The sequence below is a fragment of the Frigoribacterium sp. ACAM 257 genome, assembly GCF_007954365.1.
Taxonomy (GTDB): Bacteria; Actinomycetota; Actinomycetes; order Actinomycetales; family Microbacteriaceae; genus Frigoribacterium.
This window is the reverse complement of sequence record NZ_VOLO01000001.1, coordinates 687,773-701,085: the sequence shown is the minus strand read 5'-3', so window position 1 is coordinate 701,085 and position 13,313 is coordinate 687,773. Positions and strand designations below refer to the sequence as shown.

Here is a 13,313-nt window from a genome sequence, read left to right as displayed (position 1 = left end):
CTACGCCTCGACCGGCTCGCCCTCTGTACCCCGGACGTCGACCACGACGGCCGTGACGTTGTCGCGTCCGCCGGCCTCGACGGCGGCACGGACGAGCGCCGACGCTGCGGCGTGCGACTCCGGCTGCGAGGCCATCACGCGTTCGATGTCGGCGCCGGACAGCTCTTTCGTGAGCCCGTCCGAGCACACGAGGAGGCGCAGGCCTGCACGCGCGGGCACGCGCCAGTAGTCGGGACGCTGGTCGACGTCGAAGCCGACGGCCCGCGTGATGACGTTGCTGTCCGGGTGGGACTCGGCGTCCTCTGCTCGGAGGAGGCCGGCATCGACCATCTCCTGCACGACGGAGTGGTCGACGGTGACCTGCTGCAGGACGCCGTCGGCGACGAGGTACACACGGGAGTCGCCGACGTTGAAGACCGTGAACTCGGCCTCGTCCTCGTCGCCCGAGAGGAAGACGCCGGTGGCTGTCGTGCCGACCCCGAGCTCGGTCTCGGCCGCTGCCACGGCGATGTCCGCCGTGGCGCGCCTCAGTGCTTCCTCGAGCTCGTCCGTGCTCAGGCGGTCGCGGACGGCGGCCTCCGCGACCCGCCGCACCACGGCGTCGCTGGCGACGTCGCCGGCGCTGTGTCCGCCCATGCCGTCGGCGACCACGAAGACCGGGGCCTCGGCGACGTAGCTGTCCTCGTTGTGCGCACGACGGAGGCCCACGTCGGTGACGCCGGCCCAGTCGATCGTGAGGCCGGGGGCGCCGGAGGCGAGGGGGTGGGCGGTCGTGGGGCGGCCGAGCTCTGTCACGGGCGAGGTTCTTCCTGGGCTGCGGATCGGGGAGGCGGGAGGATCTCGAGGAGGTTGCCGTCGCCGACGTCCACTATGGTCCCTGCCAGCGCCACGCACGACTCGCCCTGCCGGAGAGTCACGGGAAGACGGCCGGGCATCGTCACGACCGTGCCGTTCGTCGAGCGCAGGTCGGTGACCACGACGGTCGTGCCGACCTGCTCGACGCGGGCGTGGCTGCTCGACACCTCGCCGGCAGGCGAGGGCACGGCGACGAGGACGACGGGAGCACCCGTCGCGACGCGCGGCGCCGCCGGGCGCCGCCCCACGACGACGGGAGCGTCGAGTCGATGGGCCTGGTGGCCGACCCGGACGGCGTGCGCGCGCCGCACGGGCGAAGGCGAGGCGGCGGACGGCGCGGCGTCGCGCTCGTCCGCCGATGCGGCGCGGGGCCGGACGACCGTGTCCTCGTCTGGCATCGTCGACCTCGTGGTGGGGCGCACGGCGAGGACGGTGTCGTCGAGCTCGGCGTCTTCGTGCTCATCTGATCGGTTCACGGTGTCCTCACGAGGCGGTGGTCGAGGAGGCGCGTCACACCCCACGACGACGCTACCGTCGACCGCTCCCCCGCACTCGCCACCTCGTCGTCGAGGACACCACTGCCGTGATCACTCCCCAGCGGGCGGCTCAGCGCGCCCCTCCACAGGCGCCGTCCGGCATCGCGTCCCCGGGGGAGGCAGCTCCGTAGCGTGACCCCATGCCCGACCTCGCCCTCGTCCCCCCGCTGCCGCCGGGGCTGCACGACGACCCGGGCGACGTGCGCTTCGTGCGGCTCCACTCCCCGGTCGGCCGGATCGAGATCCACAGTCGGCTGGACGCCGTGGAGCGGGTCCTCGTGGACGACGGGCGAGGCCTGCCCCACGACGGCCTCGCCGAGCACACCGACGACCTGCTCGAGGCGGCCCGGCGCCAGGTGCACGACTACTTCGACGGCCGTCGGCGTCAGTTCGATCTCCCGATCCGCCCGATCGGCACCCCGTTCCAGCTCTCCGTCTGGTCGGCGCTCCTCACCGTCCCGTGGGGACTGACGACGACGTACGGCCGCCTCGGCGGGGCCGTCGGCAGTCCGCAGGCCGGGCGAGCCGTCGGGGGCGCCGTGGCGTCGAACCCCCTTCCGCTGCTCGTCCCGTGCCACAGGGTGCTGGGCCGTACGGGCGGCGTCACCGGGTACACGGTCGGCAGAGGCGTGCCCACCAAGCAGTGGTTGCTGCGCCACGAAGGGATCGTCTACCGGGTCGGGCCAGTCCCGGTCGCCTGAACGTCGGCGCCGAGCACGGACTCGGACACGAGCGCGAGCTCCCCGTCAGGCATCGGCTCGAGGACGATCCGGGACTCTCGTGCCCACTCGAGCAGGTCGTCCAGGGTGACGAGAACGGGGCGATCGCGCACGAGGCGACGAACGAGCAGCCCCTTGGACTTCTTGTTGAAGTGGTTGAGCGCTCGCCGTCGACCGGTCGCGTCGGACACCACACGGACGAATGCCGAACCGCCGCGCGGAGCCGGACCCAGTGCGACGTAGCCCTCCGACCGGAGATCGACCACGAACTCGCCCCCGTCCACGATCTCGGCCAGGAGCGACGAGACCGGCGCGGCCCAGGTGGACCTGAGCGACGCCTCTGGAAGCCGGGAGTCGTGGGACAGGCGGTAGGCCGGGATCGGGTCACCTGCCCGGATCAGCCCGAACAACGCGGAGTGGACGACGACGTGGCGGTGCGCCCAGCGCCACCCTGGCTCGTCGAGATCATCGACCCCTACGGGGTCGAACAGGACACCGGTGTATCGGGCGAGGGCAGGCAGCGTCGGCGACGAGTCGACGACCCTGTTGCGATCGACCTCGGCGGCGAGACGCGGCCCGAGCTTGAGGGCGGCCATCGCCGCCTCCCGGTCCGACGACAGGGCGAGGAGGCGGTCCCTGACGTCACGGCGCGCGTCGCCGAGCTGCGGGAACGACAACGACGCGAGATCGAGCCCGGACATGCCGCTGCCCCCGTCGAGTTTCGTCTCGGACGGGGGCAGCAGGAACAGCACGGTGGATCAGGCGGAAGGACGAACGATGGTCAGGCCAGCTGCGCGTTGCGCGCGACGACCGTGACCGTGTCGTTCTCGACGGAGAGGAACCCGTCGTCCGCGGTCGCCTCGACGGTGGAGCCGTCGGTCAGGCGGACGCGGACCTTGCCCGTGGCCAGGATCGCGAGGAGAGGCTCGTGACCCGGAAGGATCCCGATCTCGCCCTCGGCGGTACGGGCGACGATGGACGACGCCTCGCCCGACCACACCTCGTGGTCGGCCGAGACGACGCTCACGGTGAGAGCAGCCACGATCAGCCGTTCTCCTTCTGGATCTGAGCCCACTTCTCTTCGACGTCGGAGATGGAGCCGACGTTGAAGAAGGCCTGCGTGGCGACGTGGTCGAACTCGCCGTCCGCGATGGCGGTGAAGGACTCGATCGTCTCCTTGAGGGGAACCGTGGAGCCCTCGACACCCGTGAACTTCTTGGCCATGTAGGTGTTCTGCGAGAGGAACTGCTGGATCCGGCGCGCTCGCGCAACCGTGATCTTGTCCTCCTCGGAGAGCTCGTCGACACCGAGGATGGCGATGATCTCCTGGAGTTCCTTGTTCTTCTGCAGGATCGCCTTGACCCGGATGGCCGTGTTGTAGTGCGCCTCGCCCAGGTAGCGGGGGTCGAGGATGCGGCTGGTGGAGGTCAGTGGGTCGATGGCCGGGTACAGGCCCTGCGACGCGATCTCACGCGACAGCTCCGTCGTGGCGTCCAGGTGCGCGAACGTCGTGGCGGGGGCCGGGTCGGTGTAGTCGTCAGCCGGCACGTAGATCGCCTGCAGCGAGGTGATCGAGTGCCCACGCGTCGAGGTGATGCGTTCCTGGAGAACGCCCATCTCGTCGGCCAGGTTCGGCTGATACCCCACGGCGGAGGGCATGCGACCGAGAAGGGTCGAGACCTCGGAGCCGGCCTGCGTGAAGCGGAAGATGTTGTCGATGAAGAGCAGGACGTCCTGCTTCTGCACGTCACGGAAGTACTCCGCCATCGTCAGCGCCGACAGGGCCACTCGGAGACGCGTCCCCGGCGGCTCGTCCATCTGGCCGAACACCAAGGCGGTCTTGTCGAACACCCCGGCCTCGTCCATCTCGGCGATGAGGTCGTTGCCCTCGCGGGTTCGCTCCCCCACCCCGGCGAAGACCGACACGCCGCCGTGGTCCTGCGCGACACGCTGGATCATCTCCTGGATGAGGACGGTCTTGCCGACGCCCGCACCGCCGAACAGACCGATCTTGCCGCCCTGCACGTAGGGGGTGAGGAGGTCGATCGACTTGATGCCGGTCTCGAAGAGCTGCGTCTTCGACTCGAGCTGGTCGAAGGCCGGCGGCTTGCGGTGGATCGGCCAGCGCTCGGTGATCTCCACCTGCTCGTTGCCCTCGAGGTTGAGGATCTCGCCGGTGACGCTGAAGACCTTGCCCTTGGTGACGTCGCCGACGGGCACCGAGATCGGCGCACCGGTGTCGGTGACCTCCTGCCCGCGGACGAGGCCGTCCGTGGGCTTGAGGGCGATGGCACGGACCAGGTCGTCGCCGAGGTGCTGCGCGACCTCGAGGGTCAGCTCGCTCGTCGTGTCGCCGATGGTGATCGTCGTGTGGAGCGCGTTGTACACGCCCGGGATGGCGTCGTGCGGGAACTCGATGTCGACGACGGGGCCCGTGACCCGGGCGACTCGCCCGACGCCGGGAGCCGACTCGGTCGCGACCGGCGCGGTTGCGGTGTCAGTCATGGCTTCTCTCTCTTCGGATGGTGATGCTGGGGGGCAGATCTACTTGGCCGAGCTGAGGGCGTCTGCGCCGCCCACGATCTCGGAGATCTGCTGCGTGATCTCGGCCTGGCGAGCGTTGTTCGCCAGGCGGGTGAAGTCCCGGATGAGGGTGTCCGCGTTGTCGCTGGCGGCCTTCATGGCCTTCTGGCGAGCAGCGTGCTCGGACGCCGCCGACTGCAGCATCGCGTTGAAGATGCGGCTCTCGATGTAGACCGGCAGCAGCGAGTCCAGCACCTCGGTGGCGTCGGGCTCGAAGTCGTACAGCGGCAGGATCTCGTCGTCGGCGGGCGCCTCGACGCCCTCGACGACCTCCAGGGGAAGAAGACGCACGACTTCGGGAACCTGGCTGACCATGTTCACGAAGCGGTTGTAGACGATGTGGATCTCGTCGACGCCGCCTTCGGAGGCGTCCGTGAGGAACTTCGCCACGACTGCGTCGCCGATCTCCTTCGCGGTGCCGAACTCGGGCTGGTCAGTGTTGCCCGTCCAGATCTGCTCCGAGTCGCGCTTGCGGAACGCGAAGTAGTTCTGCGCCTTGCGGCCGACGAGGTAGAACACGACGTCCTTGCCCTGTCCGCGGAGGAGCGTCGCCAGCTGCTCCGCCTCCTTCAGCGTGTTCGAGCTGAAGGCGCCGTTCAGGCCACGGTCGGACGTGAACACGACGACCGCGGCACGCTCGACGGTCGCGGGCTCGGTGGTGAGGATGTGGTCGACGTCCGAGAACGTCGCCACGGCCGAGACTGCCCGCGTGATGGCACGCGAGTACGGCCCCGAGGCCTTCATCCTGGCCTGCGCCTTCTGGATGCGCGAGGCCGAGATGAGCTCCATCGCACGCGTGACCTTCTTCGTGGTCTGCGCGGAGCGGATCCTCTGGCGGTAGACCCGTAGTTGGGCTCCCATGACTCTCCTGTTGTCTCGTCAGTCGTGATCGTCGGTCCAGCGCGTCAGCGCTTGGCCTTGACGATCTTCTCCTGGTTGACGTCCGCGGCGTCGGTGGCCTCGAACTGCTCGCTGCCGACCGAGGCGAGGGGCTTGCCCTCACCCGTCTGGAACTCCTGCTTGAAGGCGTCGACACCGGCGTCGAGCGCCGAGACGATGTCGTCCGACAGGACGTTCTTCTCGCGGAGGTCAGACAGCACCGAGGTGTTGCGGCCGAGGTAGTCGAGCAGCTCGCGCTCGAAGCGCAGCACATCGGGCACGGGAACCTCGTCGAGCTTGCCGTTCGTGCCGGCCCAGATCGAGACGACCTGGTCCTCGACGGGGTACGGCGAGTACTGAGGCTGCTTGAGCAGCTCGGTGAGGCGCGCGCCACGAGCGAGCTGTCGGCGGCTCGCCGCGTCGAGGTCGGAGGCGAACATCGCGAAGGCCTCGAGCGAGCGGTACTGCGCCAGCTCGAGCTTGAGCGTGCCGGAGACCTTCTTGATCGACTTCAGCTGCGCGTCGCCGCCGACTCGCGAGACCGAGATGCCCACGTCGACAGCGGGACGCTGGTTGGCGTTGAACAGGTCGGACTGCAGGAAGATCTGGCCGTCCGTGATGGAGATCACGTTCGTCGGGATATAGGCCGAGACGTCGTTGGCCTTCGTCTCGATGATCGGGAGACCGGTCATCGAGCCGGCGCCCAGCTCGTCCGACAGCTTCGCGCAGCGCTCGAGGAGACGCGAGTGCAGGTAGAAGACGTCGCCGGGGTAGGCCTCGCGGCCCGGCGGACGACGCAGGAGGAGCGACACGGCACGGTAGGCCTCGGCCTGCTTCGAGAGGTCGTCGAAGATGATGAGGACGTGCTTGCCGCCGTACATCCAGTGCTGGCCGATGGCCGAGCCCGTGTACGGCGCGAGGTACTTGAAGCCGGCAGGGTCGGAGGCCGGAGCGGCGACGATGGTCGTGTACTCCATGGCGCCGGACTCTTCGAGGGCGCCCTTGACGGAGGCGATCGTCGAGCCCTTCTGGCCGATGGCCACGTAGATGCAGCGGACCTGCTTGTTGACGTCGCCCGACTCCCAGTTGGCCTTCTGGTTGATGATCGTGTCGATCGCGATGGCCGTCTTGCCGGTCTGGCGGTCACCGATGATCAGCTGGCGCTGTCCACGGCCGACGGGGATCATGGCGTCGATGGCCTTGATGCCGGTCTGCATCGGCTCGTGCACCGACTTGCGCTGCATGACGCCGGGGGCCTGGAGCTCGAGGGCACGACGGCCCTCGTTCGCGATCTCGCCGAGACCGTCGATGGGCGCGCCCAGCGGGTCGACCACACGGCCGAGGAAGCCGTCGCCCACGGGGACGGAGAGGACCTCGCCGGTGCGGGTCACCTCCATGCCCTCCTCGATGCCGGAGAACTCGCCGAGCACGATGGTGCCGATCTCGTCCTCGTCGAGGTTCTGGGCGAGGCCCTGGGTGCCGTCCGCGAAGCGGATGAGCTCGTTCGCCATGACGCCGGGGAGACCCTGGACGTGCGCGATGCCGTCCGCGGCGTCCGTGACGTAGCCGACCTCGGTCGTCGAGGCCTTGGACGGGTCGTACGACGACACGAAGTCCTTCAGCGCATCGCGAATCTCATCGGGGCTGATCTTGATGTCTGCCATTGTGATTCCTATTCGTAGCGAGGCTTCAGGGGGCCTCGAGTCTGTGTGGGGTGCGTGCCTAGCCGGCGAGCTGGAGGCGGAGCGCGCTGAGCTTGGTGGCGACGGTCCCGTCGATGACCTCGTCGCCGACCTGGACGCGGAGGCCGCCGATGACGGCCGGGTCGACGACCTGGTTGATGCGGAGGCTACGCCCGAACTGTCGGGACAGACCCTGCTCGAGGCGGGCTGCGTGCGCGTCGTCGAGGACGCGAGCGGTCGTGACCGTCGCGACGAGCTGGTCCGACTGGTCGGACACGATCTCGGCTGCCGTGCGCAGGAGCTCGCCGATCCGTCGGCCGCGAGGCTGACGGACGAGGTGGCTGACGATGGTGATCGTCTGCTCGCTCGCACGACCGGAGAGGAGTCGGAGGACGAGCCCGGCCTTCGCCTCAGGGTCGCTCAGCTTGGTGCCGATCGCTAGCTCGAGCGACGAGTCGGAACGAACGGCTGCGTCGAACGCGAACAGCTCGTTCGCGATCGAGGTGCCGTCGGCCGTCGTGGAGGCCACGGCACGGATGCCGATCTCTTCCATGCCCGCGAGGAGCTCGCGCTTCGAGGACCAGCGTCGACCGACCACGGAGAGCACCAGCGCACGCGCGGGCTCCGTGAAGGCGCCGAAGACGCGGTCGACGAGCTGCTTCTTCGTGGCGGCGTCGACGGCGGGGTCTGCGAAGTAGGCCTGCAGCTGGACGTTGCCGCCGATGACACGACCTGCGTCGAGCACCTGCTGGCCCGTGGCCAGGTCGGCAGCAGCGCCGAGGTCGGCGAGGGTGGACCTCGCCGACCCGAGCGCCTCGCGGGACATGGAGCCCATCGTCAGCGGCCCGCCTTCGAGTTCTGCTCTGCCTCGAGGTCCGCCAGGAAGCGGTCGACGACGGCAGACGCCTTGGCGTCGTCCGTCAGGGACTCGCCGATGACGCCCGACGCGAGGTCGATGGCCAGCGAGCCCACCTCGGCACGGAGCGACGCGACAGCAGCCGCACGCTCGGCCTCGATCTGGACGTGGGCGTTCGCGGTGACGCGATCGGACTCGGCCTGAGCCTGCTGCTTGAGGTCCGCGAGGATCTCCGCGCCCTCGGCGCGAGCTGCCTCGCGGATGCGAGCCGCCTCGGCGCGAGCGTCGGCCAGCTGCTTCTTGTACTCGTCGAGGGCCTTCGCGGCCTCGGCCTGTGCGGCCTCGGCATGGGCGATGCCGCCTTCGATGCGCTCGGCACGCTCGTCGAGGATCTTGCGGAACTTCGGGATCGCGAAGATCCCGAAGAACGCGGCGATGACCACGAAGACGACGAGAGACCAGAGGATGTCGTAACCGGCGGGGAAGAAGACGGCCGCCCCCTCAGGAGCACCGCCCTCGGCCGCGAGGATCGTCTCGATCATCGGTGTGTCGTCCTAACTGATCAGGAGAAGATGAAGCCGGCGGCGAGGCCGATGAAGCCCAGCAGCTCGGTGAAGGCGATGCCGAGGAACATCGTGACCTGGAGGCGGCCGGCCAGCTCGGGCTGACGTGCCATGGCCTCGACGGTCTTGCCCGCGACGATGCCGATGCCGATGCCGGGGCCGATCGCTGCGAGGCCGTAGCCGACGGTCGCGATGTTGCCGTTGATCTCAGCGAGGATCGTGGTGGTGTCCACTTGTGTTTCCTTCCGGTTGGGCGGGGCTCGTCAGGCGACGGGCCCCGTCGTTCTTAGTGTTCGTTCGACGCTCAGTGTTCGTTCGACGCGGCCTGTTGGATGTAGACCGAGGCGAGGAGCGTGAAGACGTAGGCCTGCAGCACGGCGACGGCCATCTCGACGATGGTCATGACGAACCCGCCGATGAGGGTCAGGGCGCCGAACGCCATGAACCCGCCGCTCATGCTGAAGAAGAAGAAGTGCGTCGCGGCGAAGCAGAGCACGAGGAGGAGGTGGCCGACCATCATGTTCAGCAGCAGTCGCAGAGCCAGGGAGATCGGCCGCACGATGAAGATGTTGATGAACTCGATGGGGGTCAACAGGATGTACATGTACCACGGCACACCGGCCGGGAACAGGGCGTTCCGGAAGAAGGTCGCTCCGCCCACCTCGCGGAAGCCCGCGTAGATGAACATCACGTAGGCCACGACGCCGAGCAGCAGCGGCATGGCGACGACGGACGTACCGGCGATGTTCAGGCCGGGCACGATGCCCGTGATGTTCATCGCGAAGATGCCGAAGAACATGGCGGCCAGCAACGGCAGGTACTTGCGGCCCAGCTTCTCGCCCAGGATCTCTTCGACGATCTGGACGCGGACGAAGTCGAGGCCGAGCTCGGCGATGCTCTGGCCGCGGGACGGCACGAGCCGCCCCTTGCGAAGGGCGAGCCAGAAGAGCAGCAGCATGACGGCGATCGCGAAGAGGCGGACCAGCATGATGCGGTTCAGCTCGAAGGGCGTGCCTTCGAGGAAGATCGCGGACGGGAAGAACTCGTCAAGAGTCGGGGCGTGGAATCCCCCGTCTCCGTGGCCGGTCTCGGCAGCGGAGAGCAGGTTCACAGCGTTCGCTATCAGCGCTATCTCCTGTGTCGGGGCGAGCACCCTGAAGTGTCGCGACGATTGGTGGGGTTGTCATCCGAACCCGCAGAGAATCGCGGCCGGGGAACGGTCAAGACTCTATCAAGGTATTCGGTGCTGGCACGAATCGACGGCGGTCTTTTCATGCCCTGCAAGGAACATGATCGATCGACCGCGTCGTCCACGCCTAAAGGGGACGCCGGGCGGCGGGCCGAGGCTCCGTCAGTCCTGAGGCGCGGGCGGCAGGACGGCGTCGCTGACGTTGCCCAGCCGGCCGCGGACCACGACCAGCGCGTCGATGGCGAGGGTCCCGACGATCGACACGACCAGCGCCAGGAACAGCACGAGGTCGTTCACGAACGGCTGGTCCTTCACGAGCACCAGCAGCACGACGAAGATGACGAGCTTCAGCAACCACGCGCCCATCACGATGCCGAAGAAGGCCGCCAGCCGGAACCGGATGGCGATGAGCATGCTCGCCGCGGTGATGCCCGCGAAGACGACTGCCAGGGCGACCCCGACCAGGGCGCTCCACAGGCCGTCCGTGCCCGCGTAGGCGAAGCCGAGGCCACCTCCGACGACGGCGATCACGAGGGCCAGCAGTCCCGTGTAGGTCAGGATCTTGGTGAAGATCGAGCGGGCGTTCATGGGCGTTCCTCCGGGGGTGTCAGTTCGGGCACCACGGCGTTCTGGGCCGTGTCGGTGTCGGACGGGTCGAGGACCTCCGCGGCCTCGTCGAGCGGGTCGAACCGGCCGGACGCACTCGCCGCGAGAGCTTCGCTGCGAGTGCTCTGCACGGCCACCTCGACGCGCTTCCGACGGCTGAGCGGTGCGAGCGTGAGGACTGCGCAGACGACGAGGCCCACGCCCAGGAACAGGCCGACGAGCCAGGAGGGCTTGACGAAGAGGAACATCAGGCAGCCCACGGAGACGACGAGGGTCCACGAGTAGAAGATCAGCACGGCCTGGAAGTGGGAGTGGCCCATGTCGAGCAGACGGTGGTGCAGGTGCTTGCGGTCCGCCGTGAAGGGCGATTTGCCGGCGCTCACGCGGCGGAGCACGGCGAGCCCGAAGTCGAGCAGCGGCACCACGAGCACCGCGAACGGGAGCAGGATCGGGATGAAGGCGGGCAGCAGGGCCGACCGTGAGATCGTGGCCGGATCGATCTGCCCCGTCACGGAGATGGCGCTCGTCGCCATGATCAGCCCGGTCAGCAACGCCCCCGCGTCGCCCATGAAGAGCCGGGCGGGATGCCAGTTGAGCGGCAGGAACCCGAGGCAGGCGCCGATCAGGACGGCGGTGAGCAGAGCGGCGAGGTTGAAGTACTCGGTCTGGCCGATGGTGATCGAGATGACGAAGCTGTAGATGAAGAAGACGCTGTTCGCGATGATCGTGACGCCGGCGACGAGCCCGTCGAGGCCGTCGATGAAGTTGACCGCGTTCATGACGAGCACGATCGCCAGGATCGTGAGGATCAGGGACATGTACGGGGAACCGATGGCGAGGCTGCCCCCGATCGGCAGCGACACCAGCTGGACGCCCTGCCAGGCGAGCACGCCCGCCGCGATGATCTGGCCGGCGAGCTTGGTCATCCAGTCGAGGTCGTAGAGGTCGTCCACCACGCCGATCACGACGATGATCGTCGCCGCCCCCAGGATCGCCAGAGGCGGACCAGGGTCCGCGAACACGAGCCGGAAGTAGTCGACGCCCGAGATCAACGGGAACACGAACCAGGCGGCGAGGAGGGCGACGACGATGCCCGCCCACATCGCCACTCCCCCGAGGCGGGGAGTCGGGGTCTTGTGGACGTCGCGCTCCCGGATGGTCGGGTAGAGCTTGAACCTGAGGCCGAGGCGCCAGACGACGACGGACAGCACGAAGCTGACGACTGCCGCGATGACCATCGCGAGCAGGTAGTACCTCACGCGAGTGCGTCGGCCCCGACGACGCGTCTGATCTCGGAGTCGGGCAGGACGCCGTGCCGCACGATGCGGAGGACGCCGTCGGCCGCGCCCGTCGCGTCCACGATCGTCGAGCCCGTGTTGGCGCCGGGTCGGCGCTCGTAGCCGTCGCCCACGGGGCCGGCGTCGAGGTAGACGGCGACCGAGTCGCCCAGCATCTCGAGCGCCGCCTGTGCGGTCTCGGCCGCGGGCTGGCCGGTGAGGTTGGCGCTCGAGACCGCGAGGGGACCGGTCTCCTCGAGCAGTTCGAGGGTGAGGGGGTGGCTCGGCACGCGCAGGGCGACGGTGCCGCGGGTCTCGCCGAGATCCCAGCTGAGGGACGCCTGCGCGCGGAAGATCACCGTGAGCGGCCCCGGCCAGAACTCGTCCAGCAGCGGCCTCACCACGTCGGGGACCGTCGAGGTGAGTGCGGCGAGCGTGTCCAGGCCCTTGATGAGGACGGGAGGCGGCGACTGACGACCCCGCCCCTTCGCGTCGAGGAGCTTCTGCACCGCGCCGGGGTCGAACGCGTCGGCGGCCACGCCGTAGACCGTGTCCGTGGGCAGGACCACGAGCTCGCCGCGCCCGACGGCGCCACGGGCCCGGCGCATGCCGGCGAGCAGCTCGGAGTCGACGGAGAGGTCGTAGAGGGAGGCCATGACCTGACGATGATAGTGCGGACGACCTGGAGGGGACGTCAGCGCACCGCCGTCGTCGCGCGATCGCGACCGGCGAGATCGGGGTGCGTGACCGTGGACCGCCACCCGTCGGCGTCCAGGAGATCGCGGATCGCGCCTCCTTGTTCCTCGCCGTGCTCGACGACGAGCACGCCGTCGGGGTGCAGGAGGCGGAGGGCCGTCACCGAGAGGTCGCGCACGACGTCGAGGCCGTCCGCTCCCCCGTAGAGAGCGAGCTCGGGATCGTGCAGCCGGACCTCGGGGTCCCGCGGGACCATGCCGACCGGGATGTACGGGGGGTTCGACGCGACGACGGACACGGTGCCGTCGAGCTCGGGCAACGCGCCGGCCAGGCCGCCCTCGACGAGCCACACGTTGCCGGCGCCGACCGCGGCGATGTTGCGACGGGTCCAGACGGCCGCGTGCGGCGACAGCTCGACCGCGACGACGGACGCGACGGGCACCTCGGTCGCCATCGCCAGGGCGATCGCGCCGCTGCCCGTGCCGAGGTCGACGGCCACGGGACGCTCGCCGGGCGCCGCGCGCAGCGCGTCGATCGCCAGCTGGGCGACGCCCTCGGTCTCGGGACGGGGAACGAAGACCCCCGGGCCGACGTGCAGGTGCATCGACCGGAAGGCCGCCGTGCCGGTGATGTGCTGCAGGGGCTCGCGCGCGGCACGACGTCGCACCGCCTCCCCGAACGCCGACGCGTCGGAGGCGGTCACGGCGGATCGCGTCACCGCTCTGGCTCGGACGACCCCACGACCGAGGCCGAGCACGTGAGCGAGCAGGAGCTCGGCGTCGACGTCGGGCGTCGGCACCCCCGCCGACGACAACACGGCCGACGCCGCCACGAGGGCGGAGTCGACCGTGCGGGAGCGCCCGAGCGCCTCG

At 69.2% G+C, this 13,313-nt stretch carries 16 protein-coding genes; 1 reads left to right on the top strand and 15 read right to left on the bottom strand.

The window, feature by feature from the left end; genetic code table 11:
- Both ES689_RS03270 and ES689_RS03265 read right to left on the bottom strand, forming a co-directional pair.
- Positions 1–795 (bottom strand): PP2C family serine/threonine-protein phosphatase, encoded by a 795-nt coding sequence (locus tag ES689_RS03270; RefSeq protein WP_146900113.1) that lies wholly within the window; start codon positions 793–795, stop codon positions 1–3.
- Positions 792–1,331, bottom strand: a complete 540-nt coding sequence (locus tag ES689_RS03265) for an FHA domain-containing protein (RefSeq protein ID WP_223269355.1) — start codon at positions 1,329–1,331, stop codon at positions 792–794. The genes ES689_RS03270 and ES689_RS03265 overlap by 4 nt, the downstream gene beginning before the upstream one ends.
- Before the next feature lie 200 nt (positions 1,332–1,531).
- Between ES689_RS03265 and ES689_RS03260 the strand changes: the two genes are divergently transcribed.
- Positions 1,532–2,092 (top strand): methylated-DNA--[protein]-cysteine S-methyltransferase, encoded by a 561-nt coding sequence (locus tag ES689_RS03260; RefSeq protein ID WP_223269354.1) that lies wholly within the window; start codon positions 1,532–1,534, stop codon positions 2,090–2,092.
- On the opposite strand, the gene ES689_RS03255 is transcribed toward ES689_RS03260, so the two are convergent.
- The 13 genes from ES689_RS03255 to prmC form a co-directional block, all read right to left on the bottom strand.
- Entirely contained in the window at positions 2,062–2,862 is an 801-nt protein-coding gene (locus ES689_RS03255) for a YaaA family protein (protein ID WP_146900110.1), read from the bottom strand. The genes ES689_RS03260 and ES689_RS03255 overlap by 31 nt on opposite strands.
- A gap of 29 nt (positions 2,863–2,891) precedes the next feature.
- Complete coding sequence (locus ES689_RS03250) at positions 2,892–3,152, bottom strand: F0F1 ATP synthase subunit epsilon (protein WP_123546308.1); 261 nt, start codon at positions 3,150–3,152, stop codon at positions 2,892–2,894.
- 2 nt (positions 3,153–3,154) lie between these two features.
- The gene (gene atpD, locus ES689_RS03245; protein WP_133737669.1) at positions 3,155–4,615 is read right to left on the bottom strand and encodes a F0F1 ATP synthase subunit beta; all 1,461 of its coding nucleotides are present in this window, start codon (positions 4,613–4,615) and stop codon (positions 3,155–3,157) included.
- A 39-nt stretch (positions 4,616–4,654) separates the two neighbouring features.
- Entirely contained in the window at positions 4,655–5,554 is a 900-nt protein-coding gene (locus ES689_RS03240; RefSeq protein ID WP_146900107.1) for a F0F1 ATP synthase subunit gamma, read from the bottom strand.
- Between the two features lie 44 nt (positions 5,555–5,598).
- Positions 5,599–7,236 carry a F0F1 ATP synthase subunit alpha gene (atpA, locus tag ES689_RS03235; RefSeq protein WP_146900104.1) on the bottom strand — a complete coding sequence of 546 codons (1,638 nt, stop codon included), beginning with the start codon at positions 7,234–7,236 and terminating at the stop codon, positions 5,599–5,601.
- Between the two features lie 58 nt (positions 7,237–7,294).
- Positions 7,295–8,089, bottom strand: coding sequence for a F0F1 ATP synthase subunit delta (locus ES689_RS03230; protein WP_146900101.1), 795 nt, complete (start codon positions 8,087–8,089; stop codon positions 7,295–7,297).
- A gap of 2 nt (positions 8,090–8,091) precedes the next feature.
- Positions 8,092–8,652 (bottom strand): F0F1 ATP synthase subunit B, encoded by a 561-nt coding sequence (locus tag ES689_RS03225; protein ID WP_146900098.1) that lies wholly within the window; start codon positions 8,650–8,652, stop codon positions 8,092–8,094.
- A 20-nt stretch (positions 8,653–8,672) separates the two neighbouring features.
- Positions 8,673–8,906 (bottom strand): ATP synthase F0 subunit C, encoded by a 234-nt coding sequence (gene atpE, locus ES689_RS03220; protein ID WP_043594505.1) that lies wholly within the window; start codon positions 8,904–8,906, stop codon positions 8,673–8,675.
- Positions 8,907–8,977: 71 nt separating this feature from the next.
- Entirely contained in the window at positions 8,978–9,784 is an 807-nt protein-coding gene (gene atpB / locus ES689_RS03215; protein ID WP_146900095.1) for a F0F1 ATP synthase subunit A, read from the bottom strand.
- 240 nt (positions 9,785–10,024) lie between these two features.
- Positions 10,025–10,450 (bottom strand): hypothetical protein, encoded by a 426-nt coding sequence (locus tag ES689_RS03210; protein ID WP_146900092.1) that lies wholly within the window; start codon positions 10,448–10,450, stop codon positions 10,025–10,027.
- On the bottom strand, positions 10,447–11,727 hold the full coding sequence (locus tag ES689_RS03205) for an MraY family glycosyltransferase (protein ID WP_370512321.1): 1,281 nt from the start codon (positions 11,725–11,727) through the stop codon (positions 10,447–10,449). The genes ES689_RS03210 and ES689_RS03205 overlap by 4 nt, the downstream gene beginning before the upstream one ends.
- Positions 11,724–12,401 carry an L-threonylcarbamoyladenylate synthase gene (locus ES689_RS03200; protein WP_146900089.1) on the bottom strand — a complete coding sequence of 226 codons (678 nt, stop codon included), beginning with the start codon at positions 12,399–12,401 and terminating at the stop codon, positions 11,724–11,726. The genes ES689_RS03205 and ES689_RS03200 overlap by 4 nt, the downstream gene beginning before the upstream one ends.
- A gap of 38 nt (positions 12,402–12,439) precedes the next feature.
- Positions 12,440–13,273 (bottom strand): peptide chain release factor N(5)-glutamine methyltransferase, encoded by an 834-nt coding sequence (gene prmC / locus ES689_RS03195; RefSeq protein WP_223269429.1) that lies wholly within the window; start codon positions 13,271–13,273, stop codon positions 12,440–12,442.
- Between the last annotated feature and the right edge of the window lie 40 nt (positions 13,274–13,313).

Bases quoted from the DNA above. Each gene is read 5' to 3' on its own strand.
- atpA (WP_146900104.1), bottom strand. From the start codon at position 7,236: ATGGCAGACATCAAGATCAGCCCCGATGAGATTCGCGATGCGCTGAAG.
- atpD (WP_133737669.1), bottom strand. From the start codon at position 4,615: ATGACTGACACCGCAACCGCGCCGGTCGCGACCGAGTCGGCTCCCGGC.
- ES689_RS03225 (WP_146900098.1), bottom strand. From the start codon at position 8,652: ATGATCGAGACGATCCTCGCGGCCGAGGGCGGTGCTCCTGAGGGGGCG.
- ES689_RS03240 (WP_146900107.1), bottom strand. From the start codon at position 5,554: ATGGGAGCCCAACTACGGGTCTACCGCCAGAGGATCCGCTCCGCGCAG.
- ES689_RS03260 (WP_223269354.1), top strand. From the start codon at position 1,532: ATGCCCGACCTCGCCCTCGTCCCCCCGCTGCCGCCGGGGCTGCACGAC.
- ES689_RS03230 (WP_146900101.1), bottom strand. From the start codon at position 8,089: ATGGGCTCCATGTCCCGCGAGGCGCTCGGGTCGGCGAGGTCCACCCTC.
- ES689_RS03210 (WP_146900092.1), bottom strand. From the start codon at position 10,450: ATGAACGCCCGCTCGATCTTCACCAAGATCCTGACCTACACGGGACTG.
- ES689_RS03200 (WP_146900089.1), bottom strand. From the start codon at position 12,401: ATGGCCTCCCTCTACGACCTCTCCGTCGACTCCGAGCTGCTCGCCGGC.